The following is an 11,487-nucleotide window of genomic DNA, read 5'->3' as shown; positions in this document are numbered from 1 at the left end:
GAGCGTCCGGGGCGGCATTCCCACGCAGAGCGTGGGAACGATCAGCGTGAGTGTCTTATTGGCGGAACGGCGCGAAGTTCACATTGGTGCCCGCCGGGCGCATGTCCTGCAGGTACGAGTCCTTGTCGGCGCTCAGTTCCAGGCTCAGGGCAGCCTTGCGCTTGCCTTCGTTACGGATCACCAGGCCTTCGAGTTTTTCGCGCAGGAACACGGTCGGCACTTTCAGGTGCAGCAGTTCGTCGGTGGCCGGGGTGTGCATCAACAGGTGAATCCACTCGTACTGACCGATCGCCAGGCGTGACACCGGCAAGTCGAACCACCAGATGTTGCGGTTGCGGTTCAGTTCGGCGAAGTGGCAATTGTTGGTGCCGAGCACGGCACCGCCCAGTTCCTGGTTGCGACGGGCGATGGCCTGCTTTTTATCGAGTTTCATAACATTCCTGCGGGATCGGTTCTGTGGCGCGTGGCGCCCTTATGGTGGGCATTCTCGGGGGAACGCTCGCAAACATAAAGCCCAACCTGCACGCCGCGACGAAATGAAGCCCTGAAAATAAATGAAACTTGGCGCAAACCGGGCCAGTCAATCGTTACGTACTGACTTTTCCCCTTCAATGCACCAAGGAGAAACACCATGAGTAGCACAGGCGATAAAGTAAAAGGCATGGCCAACGAAGCGGTCGGCAACGTCAAGCAAGGTGTCGGCAAAGCCACCGACAACCAGAAGCTGCAAGCCGAAGGCAAACTGCAAGAGAAGAAAGGCGAGGCCCAGCAAGCGGTGGGCAAAGCCAAGGACGCGATCAAGAAAGGCGTCGACAAGGCTTGATCGAGCCTTGAACGAAACAACGAAGCGGCCATCCAAGGATGGCCGTTTTCGTGTCCCGTTCATATGCGGTCACGGATCACAGTGTTTCAAAGTCGCCAAGTAAGCTACTTTGATGAGAGAAAAACGGCCCCTGAGTCGCCACGACTTCAACCTGTTTTGCGGCGAAAGGAGACGCGAATGATTTTTCCGGACATGAAAGGTCTGCCCCTGCACCGGGTGATGGTGCGCACGGTCACTGAATTCGTCGACGACGAGATGTCGACCTATGCCTCGGCACTGGCCTACCAGATGCTGTTCTCGCTGTTCCCGTTCATTCTGTTTCTGATTGCCCTGATCGGTTTCCTGCACCTGCCGGACTTCTTCTCCTGGCTGCGCCTGCAATCGGAACTGGTCCTGCCGCCCCAGGCGCTGGAACAGGTCAACCCGGTGATCGATCAACTGCAGCAGTCCAAGGGCGGCCTGCTTTCGGTGGGTATCGTCATCGCCCTGTACACCGCGTCCGCCGGTGTGCGCCTGATGATGAGCGCGATGAACGCCGCCTACGACGTGGTCGAGGGCCGGCCCCTGTGGAAGCGCTTCCCGCTGTCGATCATCTACACCGTCGGCATCGCTGGCATGTTGCTGGTGGCCGCGGCGCTGATGGTGCTCGGCCCGCAGGTGATGGGCTGGATCGCCGCGCAGGTCGGGCTGGAAGAAGTCATCGTCACCTTGTGGACCATCGCCCGCTGGCCGGTGATCGTGATCCTGATGATGGTGGCCGTGGCGTTGATCTACTACGTGATGCCCGACGTCAAACAGGAATTCCGCTTCATCACGCCTGGTTCGGTGCTGGCGGTGGTGGTGTGGATCATCGCGTCATTGGGTTTCGCGTTCTACGTCAAGACCTTCGCCAACTACAACGCCATGTATGGCAGCATCGGTGCGATCATCGTGCTGTTGCTGTATTTCTACATTTCCGCCGCCGTGTTGTTGCTCGGCGCAGAGATGAATGCGGTGATCGAACACATGTCCAGCGAGGGCAAGGATCCGGGCGAGAAAGTCCCCGGCGAACTCGATGAACATCCCAAACAACACGTTTCCGGCCTTGGGCGCGATCACTCGCTCAAGCCGAACACTGACGAAGCCTGATCATGATCCGTGAAATCCTGAAGATGGGCGACGAGCGCCTGCTGCGCATCGCCCCGCCAGTGCCCGCCGAAATGCTCGACAGTCCGGAACTGTGGCAACTGATCGACGACATGTTCCAGACCATGGAAAGCGTCGGCGGGGTCGGCCTGGCCGCGCCGCAGATCGGCGTTGATCTGCAACTGGTGATCTTTGGTTTCGAGCACAGCGAACGCTACCCGGACGCCGAAGCGGTGCCGCAGACGATCCTGATCAATCCGCTGATCACGCCGCTCAGCCCGTTGATGGAAGAGGGTTTTGAAGGCTGCCTGTCAGTGCCGGGCCTGCGGGGCGCGGTGGATCGTTACCAGCAGATTCGTTACGAAGGCGTCGATCCGAAGGGCGAGCCGATTGTGCGTGTGGCTTCGGGCTTCCATGCGCGGGTGGTGCAGCATGAATGCGATCACCTGATCGGGCGCCTGTACCCGTCGCGCATTACCGATTTCAGCAAGTTCGGTTTCACTGAGGTGATGTTTCCGGACCTCGATCCCAACGCTGACGACTGATCTTCCGAACATCGCCAATCTTTGTGGGAGCGGGCTTGCTCGCGAAGGCGTCGAGTCAATCAACCGATGCAGCGACTGACACAACGCCTTCGCGAGCAAGCCCGCTCCCACATTTGATCTTTACGGTGCCAGCTCCATGGCAATCATCGGTTTGCTCCGCGCATAACGGCTCAAGCGCTCGGCCATCGCCTGGGGCAGGGCGGGGTCGAAGGTGAAGCCGCGCCGCTCGTAGAAACCGCGCAGGTCCGGGTGGCAGAACAGCCACACCGGCGCCTCGACGCTCTGCACCGCTTCGGCAATCAACTGCGCAGCGATGCCTTGCTCTCGGCACGCCGGATCAACAAACAGCCCGGTCAGCCAATGCCCGCCAAACACCGGCCGCAGACACAGCGCCGCCACGATTTCCTCCCGCCGCGCCACCCACAATTGCGCCTCGCGCACCGCTTTCATTGACGATTGATGCTGGCGGTAGAACTTGTTCATCAAGGGCCAGGACAGGTCGTCGAGCTGGCTGAAACGGATGTCGGTCATGAATCGGACTGCCGGTGCAAAAGCTGCGGATTATAAAACAACGTGCCCGCCGGGATAGGTGTATACCTGATCTCACATCCCCTCTGAGTGGAGTACGCATCATGTCCAAAGGTATGGATTCGAAGAAAGCCGCGAAGAAGAAACCGGCCAAGACCGCCATCGAGAAGCGCCACGAGAAAAGGGCGAAGAAAGTCGATATTTTTGGCCATTGATCACGCCGTTCGGGAGCTCGGAATCGGGCTCCCGCTACCTCCTAAAAAATAATCTGCAAGAATTTCCGTTGTCGTTGCACAGAAGGAATGGACTCCTTTTCCGAGCAACGCCATGGCCCATTACTTTGACGATCAGCATCGTCAGCAAATCGAAACCCTGCGCCAGCGCTTCACCGCCCGCACCGAGTGGCCGACCTGGCTGCTGCTGATCGGCGTCTACGGCGGCTGGTTCGCGATTGTGCTGGGCAGCGAACGGCTCGGCGTCTGGTGGAGCACGCTGCTGCTGATTCCGTTGCTGGTGCTGTGGCTGTCGGTGCAGCACGAATTGCTCCACGGTCATCCGACGCGCTGGACCTTCGTCAACAAAATCCTCGGCTACGCGCCATTCGCGGTGTGGTATCCGTACACGCTCTATCGCGACAGCCATTTGCAGCACCATCGCGACGAAGACCTGACGATTCCCGGTATCGATCCCGAAAGCCGTTACCTGAGTGCCGAACGCTGGCAGGGCAGTTCGCTGTTCGAACGCAGCCTGCACTGGCTGAACAAAACCGTATTGGGCCGATTCATTCTTGGCGCGCCGCTGGCGTTGCTGGCGCTGGCCGGTGAAGAATTGCAACGTCTGAAAAACGGCGAGCGCCAAGCCTGGCTGATGTGGCTGACCCACGGCGCCCTGACCGTGCTGATGCTGTTTTTCATCGCCCGCTACAGCGTGTTGCCGGTCTGGCATTACCTGTTTTCGATCAGCGTGCCGGCGCTGTCGATTGCGATGGTTCGCTCCTACTATGAACACCGGCCGCACACGCAACCGGAGCAGCGCACGGTGCTCAACGAGGCCGGATGGCCGTGGCGCTGGTTGTTCCTGAACCTGAATTTCCATCTGGTGCATCACGATTTGCCGAAGCTTTCGTGGTACGACTTGCCCGAGGCCTACCGCATGCGCCGGGAGCAATGGGTGGCGCGCAGCGGCGGATTTCTGGTGCAAGGTTATGGGCAATTGTGGCGCCAGCACGGCATCAAGCCGATCGACAGCCCGCAGCATCCGTTTATTTGAGGCCACCGTGACGTCAGGTTACGCAGAGCTGTTGATGTACATCGCCCCCGAGCCGATCCGCGCGGCGAACGAGCAGTGGCTGGCGCGGATCCTCGAACACCTCGGCCGTTCGCGGCTCGATGCCGACGGCCTGTCGCTGCTCGAACTCTGGCGTTCGCCTGAGTTGCTGCTGACCCAGACCTGCGGCTATCCGTTGATGACCGCGCTGCGTGGGCAGGTGAGGATTGTCGGCCGTCCGCGCTACGAATTGCCCGACGCCAGCGCCGGTAACCATTGCAGCCTGATCCTTGCCCGCGCCGATGATCCGCGCCGCAGTCTGGCGGAGTTCTTCGACAGCCACGGGGTGATCAACAGCGAAGATTCCAACAGCGGCATGAACCTGTTTCGTCAGCGTCTGGCCCCATTGCACCGGGACGGTCAGTTTTTCGCTTCGGTCGGCATCAGTGGCGGTCACCGCGAGAGCCTGCGCTGGTTGCGCGAAGACCGCGCCGATCTGGCGGCCGTCGACAGCGTGACCTTTGCGTACCTGGCGCAGTACGCCGCCGTAGAGGTCAGCGGGTTGCGGGTTGTGGCGCGCAGTGCGTTCAGCCCGACCTTGCCCTTTATCACCGCAGCCGGCACGACGGACGAGCAGATTGAACACCTGCGCCGGGCCATGAACCGCAGCCTTCAAGACTTGCCGGACGTGGCCCGCATCCTCGGTTTGCCCGAGGTCCTGCCCGTCAGCGAAAGCGATTACCTCGTCCTGCTGGATTATCAGCGTGAGGCCGAAGAGCTGGGTTATGGCCGCTTACGTTAGTGGTTTCTAGTAATTCACTAATGGAATATAAAAATTCTTTTTAAGTATTTTTAACGCATAAGGCACCTTGCTAGGATCGCGCCACCGGACGACCGGACATTCAGCGACCCTTTACCAAGGAGCCCCCATGTCCGGCGCCGACTCATCCCATCGCAATCATGTGAAGACGTTGTTTCGCGACCACTACCAGTGGTTGTGCACACGTCTGCGTCGGCAATCGAATGATGCGGCCGCCGCCGAAGACATCGCCGCCGAAACCTTCGCGCAACTGCTCGAAGCGCCGGGCCTGACCGCCATCCGCGAACCTCGCGCCTTGCTCACCACCATTGCCCAACGCTTGCTGTATGAGCGCTGGCGGCGGGGCGATCTGGAGCGTCGGCATCTGAATCAACTGCAACAAGGCGACCTCGATCACGCGCCGTCTCCCGAAGAACTCGCTGACCTGTCGCAGAGCCTCAAGCATTTGGACCGGACACTCCAGCGCCTGCCGGGCAAGGTGCGCTCGACCTTTCTGCTGGCGCGCCTCGACGGCCTGACCTACCCGCAAATCGCTGCCGAACTGGGCATCTCCCAGCGTTCGGTGAGCATGTACATGACCCGTTCCCAGGCCCTGTGCAACCGCCATAGCGCCAACCAAACCCTGATTTCCTCCCAGAACAAGAGGTCCGCATGAGATCGATCAAAACCCTGCTCGGCAGTTCGCTGCTGGCCCTGACCCTGACTGCCGGCCACGTTGTGGCAGCGGAAAAAGCCGCGCCGATCCACTTCGGCGACATCACCTGGGAAAGCGGCAGTTTCATCACCGAAGTGCTGCGTCTGATCGTCGAAAAAGGCTACGGTTACCCGACCGATACGCTGCCGGGTAGCACCGTCAGCCTGGAAGCAGCGCTGGCGAAAAACGATATTCAGGTGATCGGCGAAGAGTGGGCCGGGCGCAGTCCGGCGTGGGTCAAGGCTGCCGCCGAGGGCAAAGTGTTCGGCCTCGGCGACACGGTGAAGGGCGCGACCGAAGGCTGGTGGGTGCCGGAATACGTGATCAAGGGCGACCCCGAGCGCGGCATCAAAGCGCTGGCGCCGGAGCTGAAATCGGTGGCCGACCTGCCGCGCTACAAGGATGTGTTCAAGGACCCGGAAGACCCGAGCCGCGGGCGGTTCCTCAACAGCCCGACCGGCTGGACTTCGGAAATCGTCAACAGCCAGAAGCTCAAGGCCTATGCGCTGAACGACAGCTTCGTCAACTTCCGCACCGGCTCCGGCGCGGCGCTGGATGCCGAGGTGGCGTCGTCGATCAAGCGCGGCAAACCGGTGCTGTTCTACTACTGGTCGCCGACGCCGCTGCTCGGTCGCTTCAAACTGGTGAAACTGGAGGAGCCGCCGTTCGATGCCGAAGCCTGGAAAACCCTGGCCGATGCCAACAACCCCAACCCGAAAGGCACCCGCTCGATGCCGGCGAGCCTGGCGATTGGCGTGTCGGCGCCGTTCAAGGCGCAGTACCCGGAGCTGGTGACGTTCTTTGAGAAAGTCGATTTGCCGATCGATCTGCTGAACCAGACCCTGGCCGGGATGAGCGAGAAGCGCCAGCAACCACGCCAGGTCGCCGAAGCGTTCCTGCGCGATCAGCCACAAGTGTGGAAGCCTTGGGTGCCGGTTGATGTGGCGAACAAGGTGAGTGGGAGTCTGTAGTTCGTTTCCGATATTTCTGTAGCGGCTGTTACTCCGTCTTCGCGAGCAAGCTCGCTCCCACAGGTGTTGCGCTTGTCTTAACATGCGCAGGACTCTGTAGGAGCGAGCTTGCTCGCGAAAGCGGTAGATCAAACAAAACAAATTCGCTGAACCGTTTCTCGTCCGCTTCCTGTCCGAACTCCCGCATTACTGGCCGACTAGTGGCCTTGCGCAAGGCTTTGCGCTGTCTATGCTCATTCATAACTAACTATGTCGAACGCCATCCAATGGGCTCCGACCGCTAGCGGTTACCGATCTCATAGCTGCCAGAGTGCGCAATCCAAGGCACCGACACTTGACCGACAAGGAGCTGTTTTTAAATGGAAGTTCTTCTGCATGTTAGGAATGGCCCGCCCGCGGGCTATCAAGAGAAGGATGTCTTGATTAGAGCGTCGCTGCATGGACTCTTTGATTAATCATCGTTTATCACCTGACAACTTCCTCCTGTGGAGGAATGCGTGTGCCTGTTCTGTGGAACGTAGTGGTGGATTCTGAAAGACCTGAACTTTCATCAAATCAAAGAACCGCGCGGAAGGTGATAGAGACATGTTCAACCTACATCACAAGGCTGACCTGCAGGAAATCGAACGCTTCAGTTGTGCCCTGACCGAAGCCAACGCCAAGTTGGCGGCGATCAGCCGTTCGATGGCAATGATCGAATTCACCCCCGAGGGCATCGTTCTGGATGCCAATGACAACTTCTGCAAGACCATGGGCTACAGCGCCGAAGAAGTGCGTGGCAAACATCACCGGGTCTTTTGTGAAGAGGAGTTTTATCGCAGCGAGGAATACGCCAAGTTGTGGCGTGACCTGGCCCGGGGCGAACCCATCAGCGGTACTTTCCTGCGCTTGAACAAAAGCGGTCGGGAGATCTGGCTCGAAGCCAGCTACATGCCGGTGTATGGCGCGGACAAACAGGTCCGCAGTGTGATCAAAGTGGCGGCGGACATCACCGCGCGAGTGAACAAGGAAAAGGAAGAAGAAAGCATGCTGGCGGCGATCGGCCGGTCGATGGCAGTGATCGAGTTCACCCCGGAAGGCAATGTGATCACGGCCAACGACAACTTCCTCAAGACCATGCAGTACTCGCTCAACGAAATCGTCGGCCATCACCACAGTCTGTTCTGTCACCGGGTCGAAGCCGAATCCGCGCAATACAAGGCGTTCTGGGCCTCGCTCAATCGCGGCGAATATCACTCGCACCGTTTCGAGCGCAAGAACAAGTCCGGGCAGACCGTTTACCTCGAAGCCTCTTACAACCCGCTGTTCGACGCCAAGGGTCGGTTGTACAAAGTGGTGAAGTTCGCCAGCGACATCACCCACCAGATGACCACCTTGCAGACCGCTGCGGAATCGGCCCACAGCACTTCGGTACAAAACGACGCCTGCGCGCAAAAAGGCTCACAGGTCGTGCAGCAAACGGTGCAGATCATTCAGGACATTTCCCGCGACCTCAACGAAGCGGCGCTGAGTATCGATGCGGTCAGCAAGCAGTCGGACATCATCGGCACCATCGTCCAGACCATTCGCGGAATTGCCGACCAGACCAACCTGCTGGCGCTCAACGCGGCGATCGAAGCGGCGCGGGCGGGTGAGCACGGGCGCGGTTTTGCGGTGGTGGCGGACGAGGTGCGCAGCCTCGCGGCGCGGACCAGTCAGGCAACCCTTGAGATCGTCGATGTGGTGCGCAGGAACCACGAGTTGTCGTTGAGTGCGGTGTCGAGCATGCAGTCGAGCCTGAGCCGCACCGGGCTCGGGGTGGAACTGGCGAACGAGGCGGGGGATGCGATCCGGGAGATTCAGCAGGGCTCGCGGCATGTGGTGGATGCGATCAGTCAGTTCAACGAGACGTTGCAGTTGAATTGACAATTTCACGGCTGAAAAAAGGATCCCCGTGGGGATCCTTTTTTATTGCGCCACTTTTCAGATCGAGGCGAATCAGAGCGAAGCGAGGAACTTGTCTGCCGACTCGTCGCTGATCTTCGTCGAGTTGGCGTCTTGCTTGTTCTGCTTCTCGGCTTCGGCCAGCTTCATCTTGTCCTGCAGGCGCTCGGCGATCTCTTTGCCGATGGCCAGTTGTTGAGCCGGCGGCATGGCTTTGATGTCGTCTTCAGTCAGGCCCATTTCCTTGAGGATACTGTCGCGCAAACGCTGTTCCGGCGTTTTGCTCATGTAGTCCTTGAACTCGTCCAGGGCCGATGAGCCTGTGGATTTGGTCGACGAAGTGTCGGAGGTTTGCAGGGCGACGCGGGTCTTGGCGAACGCTTCGTCGACGTTGTCACTGATGCGCGTGGCTTCGCTGACTTGCTGGGTCGCCAGTTGGGTGGCCGATTCCTGCACTTTGGCGGTGGCTTCGGCGGTTTGCGCCTGGGCCTGGTTTTGCAGGGTCTGCAGCATTGCGCCGTGCAGTCCGCCTTGCAGACCGGCCGCGGCCGTGGCGGTTGCATCGTCATTCAGCTGCTTGGGCAGGTGGATGATTTGCTGTTGTTTTGCACTGACCAACATGATGAATGAACCTGTAGGTAATGACTGTCAGCCCTGGGCAGCAATTACCGTGCCTATCGAATAAGTCCTTTTATTTCAATGGTTTGTTTTTAAGTGAACGGCCAAAGCGGTCATCCCTTGCCGGTGGGCGGCAGGGGATGACCGTTGTCCGTCAGCGATGGGCAATGTTTTCCAGCGCCAGGTTTCGGGTGCGGGGGCCGAAGTAGCCGATGGTCAGCATCACGATCAGCATGCTGGCGACGATGAACGCCAACACGCCCGGTGTGCCGAAGTGATCAAGGAACAGACCGATCAACAGGCTGCTGAACACCGTCGACAAACGACTGAACGAATAGCAGAACCCCACCGCCCGGGCGCGGATGTTGGTGGGGAACAGTTCGCTCTGATAGGAGTGATAACTGAAGCTCAGCCAGGCGTTGCAGAAGGTGATCATCACACCGCAGAAAATCAGGCCGAAGGCGCTGGTCTGCAACGCGAACAAGGTGCCGAAAGTCATGGCGCCGAGGGCCGAGCCGACGATCTGCCACTTGTTCTCGAAGCGGTTGGCGAATTTGACGAACAGCAACGGCCCGAGCGGGTAGGCGAGGGTGATGATGAACGCGTACATCAGGCTGTGAGTGACGCTGACGCCTTGACCGGAGAGCAACGCCGGCAACCAGTTACCGAAGCCGAAGAATCCGATGGCCTGGAAGATGTGGAAGACAATCAGCATCAACGCGCGGCGGCGGTACGGCGGTTGCCAGATATCGGCGAAACGGCCCTTGCCTTCGACGTCGACGGCTACCGCTTCCGGTGCGTCCAGTGGCTGGCGGTGATCTTTTTCGCAGCGCGCCTCGATGTTATCGAGAATCCGGTTTGCCTCATCGAAACGGCCATGCTGGGCCAGCCAGCGCGGCGACTCCGGCAGACGTTTGCGCAGCCACCAGATGAACAGCGCAAACACCGCGCTCGCCAACACCACCCAACGCCAGCCGGACACCCCGAACGGCGCCTGCGGCACCAGCCACCAGGACATCAGCGCCACCGCCGGCACCGACAGGAACTGCACGAAAAACGCGAAGGCAAACGCCGAACTGCGCATGCGTTTGGGCACCAGTTCCGAGAGGTAGGCGTCGATGGTCACCAGCTCGATGCCGAGGCCGATGCCCACCAGAAAACGCATGCAGATGATCCCCAGCGCCGAACTCTGCACGCCCATCAGCACCGTGGCCACGGTGTACCAGACCAGCGCGAAGGTGAAGATCGCTCGCCGCCCGAACCGATCCGCCATCGGGCTCAGCAGGCTGGCGCCGAGAAACAAACCGAGGAACGTTGCCGAGGCGAACGCGGCCTGATCGGAGAAACCGAAAACGCCCTGATTGCCGGTGGCGAAAATGCCGTCGCGGATCAGGCCGGGGCTGATGTAGGCGGTCTGGAACAGGTCGTACAGTTCGAAGAAACCACCGATCGACAGCAGCGCCACCAGCCGCCAGATCGTGGCGACTGCCGGGAGGCGGTCGATGCGGGCGGAAATCTCGGCGGCGCGTATCGGGTCGATGCCGTCGCGTTGCGCGGCGGGGGCGTGTGCAGTCATGGGCTGATCCATTTTTTATTGATGGAAAAGCTTAGCCTGCTATCGGAAATCAAGGATTGTTTATATCGGCGGTTGGCGCGGGAAAACCGCCGATTTCTTGCAATATCCGCTTACCAATTAACGATTTATGTCGCGGGCTGCGGATCCGGCAATGCCGAGGCCGGAAGGCCGAACACCTTATCGAACAGCCAGTTGAACGCGAAGGTGTAGCAAGGGATGAACACGATCAGCGCCAGATCCAGCAAAAAGGCCTGCACCAGACTGATGTTCATCCACCACGCGATCAGTGGAATCAGGAACACGATCAGCGTCAGCTGGAACCCGACGGCGTGGGCGATACGCCGTTTCACCGTGCGGGTTCGCGACACCTGGCGGCTTTCCCAGCGCTCGAACAGCGAGGTGTAAATGAAGTTCCAGGTCACGGCGATGGTGGTGATGATCACCGCCAGCGGGCCGGTGCTGCCGGGCGAAGTGCCGGACAACAGGGCCAGGCCGAGGGCCGAGAAGGTCATGCCGATCACTTCATAGAGCGACACATAGACCAGTTTGCGTTTGACGCCTTGCATGGGGAATTGCCTCTTTCTTGCGACTTTTGGCC

13 protein-coding genes and 1 pseudogene are annotated in these 11,487 nt (G+C 59.7%); 9 read left to right on the top strand and 5 right to left on the bottom strand.

Going from position 1 to position 11,487, the window contains the following annotated elements:
• Window positions 1-55: 55 nt before the first annotated feature.
• Entirely contained in the window at window positions 56-433 is a 378-nt protein-coding gene (locus CAF90_RS12135; protein ID WP_007951149.1) for a hypothetical protein, read from the bottom strand.
• A gap of 198 nt (window positions 434-631) precedes the next feature.
• Between CAF90_RS12135 and CAF90_RS12130 the strand changes: the two genes are divergently transcribed.
• The 3 genes from CAF90_RS12130 (at window position 632) to def (ending at window position 2,493) form a co-directional block, all read left to right on the top strand.
• Window positions 632-823 carry a CsbD family protein gene (locus CAF90_RS12130; protein ID WP_007951148.1) on the top strand — a complete coding sequence of 64 codons (192 nt, stop codon included), beginning with the start codon at window positions 632-634 and terminating at the stop codon, window positions 821-823.
• A gap of 177 nt (window positions 824-1,000) precedes the next feature.
• Window positions 1,001-1,951, top strand: coding sequence for a YihY/virulence factor BrkB family protein (locus CAF90_RS12125; protein WP_085606556.1), 951 nt, complete (start codon window positions 1,001-1,003; stop codon window positions 1,949-1,951).
• A 2-nt stretch (window positions 1,952-1,953) separates the two neighbouring features.
• Window positions 1,954-2,493 carry a peptide deformylase gene (gene def, locus CAF90_RS12120; RefSeq protein WP_007951144.1) on the top strand — a complete coding sequence of 180 codons (540 nt, stop codon included), beginning with the start codon at window positions 1,954-1,956 and terminating at the stop codon, window positions 2,491-2,493.
• Between the two features lie 120 nt (window positions 2,494-2,613).
• Here the strand turns inward: def and CAF90_RS12115 are convergent, their stop codons facing one another.
• A complete protein-coding gene (locus CAF90_RS12115; RefSeq protein WP_085606554.1) occupies window positions 2,614-3,024 on the bottom strand; it encodes a GNAT family N-acetyltransferase in 411 nt (136 codons plus the stop codon).
• A 324-nt stretch (window positions 3,025-3,348) separates the two neighbouring features.
• Between CAF90_RS12115 and CAF90_RS12110 the strand changes: the two genes are divergently transcribed.
• From CAF90_RS12110 to CAF90_RS29860, 6 genes and pseudogenes are all read left to right on the top strand, one after another.
• Complete coding sequence (locus CAF90_RS12110) at window positions 3,349-4,290, top strand: fatty acid desaturase (protein WP_085606552.1); 942 nt, start codon at window positions 3,349-3,351, stop codon at window positions 4,288-4,290.
• A gap of 7 nt (window positions 4,291-4,297) precedes the next feature.
• Window positions 4,298-5,089 (top strand): phosphate/phosphite/phosphonate ABC transporter substrate-binding protein, encoded by a 792-nt coding sequence (locus CAF90_RS12105; RefSeq protein ID WP_085606549.1) that lies wholly within the window; start codon window positions 4,298-4,300, stop codon window positions 5,087-5,089.
• A gap of 127 nt (window positions 5,090-5,216) precedes the next feature.
• Window positions 5,217-5,762 carry a sigma-70 family RNA polymerase sigma factor gene (locus tag CAF90_RS12100; protein ID WP_085606547.1) on the top strand — a complete coding sequence of 182 codons (546 nt, stop codon included), beginning with the start codon at window positions 5,217-5,219 and terminating at the stop codon, window positions 5,760-5,762.
• On the top strand, window positions 5,759-6,772 hold the full coding sequence (locus CAF90_RS12095) for an ABC transporter substrate-binding protein (protein ID WP_085606545.1): 1,014 nt from the start codon (window positions 5,759-5,761) through the stop codon (window positions 6,770-6,772). Before CAF90_RS12100 ends, CAF90_RS12095 begins: the two co-directional genes overlap by 4 nt.
• A gap of 585 nt (window positions 6,773-7,357) precedes the next feature.
• Window positions 7,358-8,128, top strand: a pseudogene (locus tag CAF90_RS29865) (PAS domain-containing protein); the annotation flags it as partial.
• Window positions 8,129-8,137: 9 nt separating this feature from the next.
• Complete coding sequence (locus CAF90_RS29860) at window positions 8,138-8,677, top strand: methyl-accepting chemotaxis protein (protein WP_371915930.1); 540 nt, start codon at window positions 8,138-8,140, stop codon at window positions 8,675-8,677.
• Between the two features lie 72 nt (window positions 8,678-8,749).
• Here CAF90_RS29860 and CAF90_RS12085 read toward each other — a convergent pair whose 3' ends face one another.
• The 3 genes from CAF90_RS12085 to CAF90_RS12075 all read right to left on the bottom strand — a co-directional run bounded on the left by CAF90_RS12085 (window position 8,750) and on the right by CAF90_RS12075 (window position 11,455).
• On the bottom strand, window positions 8,750-9,316 hold the full coding sequence (locus tag CAF90_RS12085; protein ID WP_085606541.1) for a hypothetical protein: 567 nt from the start codon (window positions 9,314-9,316) through the stop codon (window positions 8,750-8,752).
• Between the two features lie 151 nt (window positions 9,317-9,467).
• Window positions 9,468-10,889, bottom strand: coding sequence for an MFS transporter (locus CAF90_RS12080; RefSeq protein WP_085606539.1), 1,422 nt, complete (start codon window positions 10,887-10,889; stop codon window positions 9,468-9,470).
• Window positions 10,890-11,014: 125 nt separating this feature from the next.
• The gene (locus tag CAF90_RS12075; protein ID WP_064598890.1) at window positions 11,015-11,455 is read right to left on the bottom strand and encodes a PACE efflux transporter; all 441 of its coding nucleotides are present in this window, start codon (window positions 11,453-11,455) and stop codon (window positions 11,015-11,017) included.
• Window positions 11,456-11,487 lie beyond the last annotated feature (32 nt).

The sequence above is a fragment of the Pseudomonas sp. B37(2017) genome (assembly GCF_002112885.1).
In the GTDB taxonomy this organism is placed as follows: domain Bacteria; phylum Pseudomonadota; class Gammaproteobacteria; order Pseudomonadales; family Pseudomonadaceae; genus Aquipseudomonas; species Aquipseudomonas paraglycinae.
Note: the sequence above shows the minus strand (reverse complement) of the source record. Positions and strands in the feature narration are given on the sequence as shown.

Coding starts and splice junctions, on each gene's coding strand:
- def (WP_007951144.1), top strand. CDS start 1,954: ATGATCCGTGAAATCCTGAAGATGGGCGACGAGCGCCTGCTGCGCATC.
- CAF90_RS29860 (WP_371915930.1), top strand. CDS start 8,138: ATGACCACCTTGCAGACCGCTGCGGAATCGGCCCACAGCACTTCGGTA.
- CAF90_RS12080 (WP_085606539.1), bottom strand. CDS start 10,889: ATGACTGCACACGCCCCCGCCGCGCAACGCGACGGCATCGACCCGATA.
- CAF90_RS12085 (WP_085606541.1), bottom strand. CDS start 9,316: ATGTTGGTCAGTGCAAAACAACAGCAAATCATCCACCTGCCCAAGCAG.
- CAF90_RS12115 (WP_085606554.1), bottom strand. CDS start 3,024: ATGACCGACATCCGTTTCAGCCAGCTCGACGACCTGTCCTGGCCCTTG.
- CAF90_RS12110 (WP_085606552.1), top strand. CDS start 3,349: ATGGCCCATTACTTTGACGATCAGCATCGTCAGCAAATCGAAACCCTG.
- CAF90_RS12135 (WP_007951149.1), bottom strand. CDS start 433: ATGAAACTCGATAAAAAGCAGGCCATCGCCCGTCGCAACCAGGAACTG.
- CAF90_RS12125 (WP_085606556.1), top strand. CDS start 1,001: ATGATTTTTCCGGACATGAAAGGTCTGCCCCTGCACCGGGTGATGGTG.
- CAF90_RS12100 (WP_085606547.1), top strand. CDS start 5,217: ATGTCCGGCGCCGACTCATCCCATCGCAATCATGTGAAGACGTTGTTT.
- CAF90_RS12095 (WP_085606545.1), top strand. CDS start 5,759: ATGAGATCGATCAAAACCCTGCTCGGCAGTTCGCTGCTGGCCCTGACC.
- CAF90_RS12130 (WP_007951148.1), top strand. CDS start 632: ATGAGTAGCACAGGCGATAAAGTAAAAGGCATGGCCAACGAAGCGGTC.
- CAF90_RS12075 (WP_064598890.1), bottom strand. CDS start 11,455: ATGCAAGGCGTCAAACGCAAACTGGTCTATGTGTCGCTCTATGAAGTG.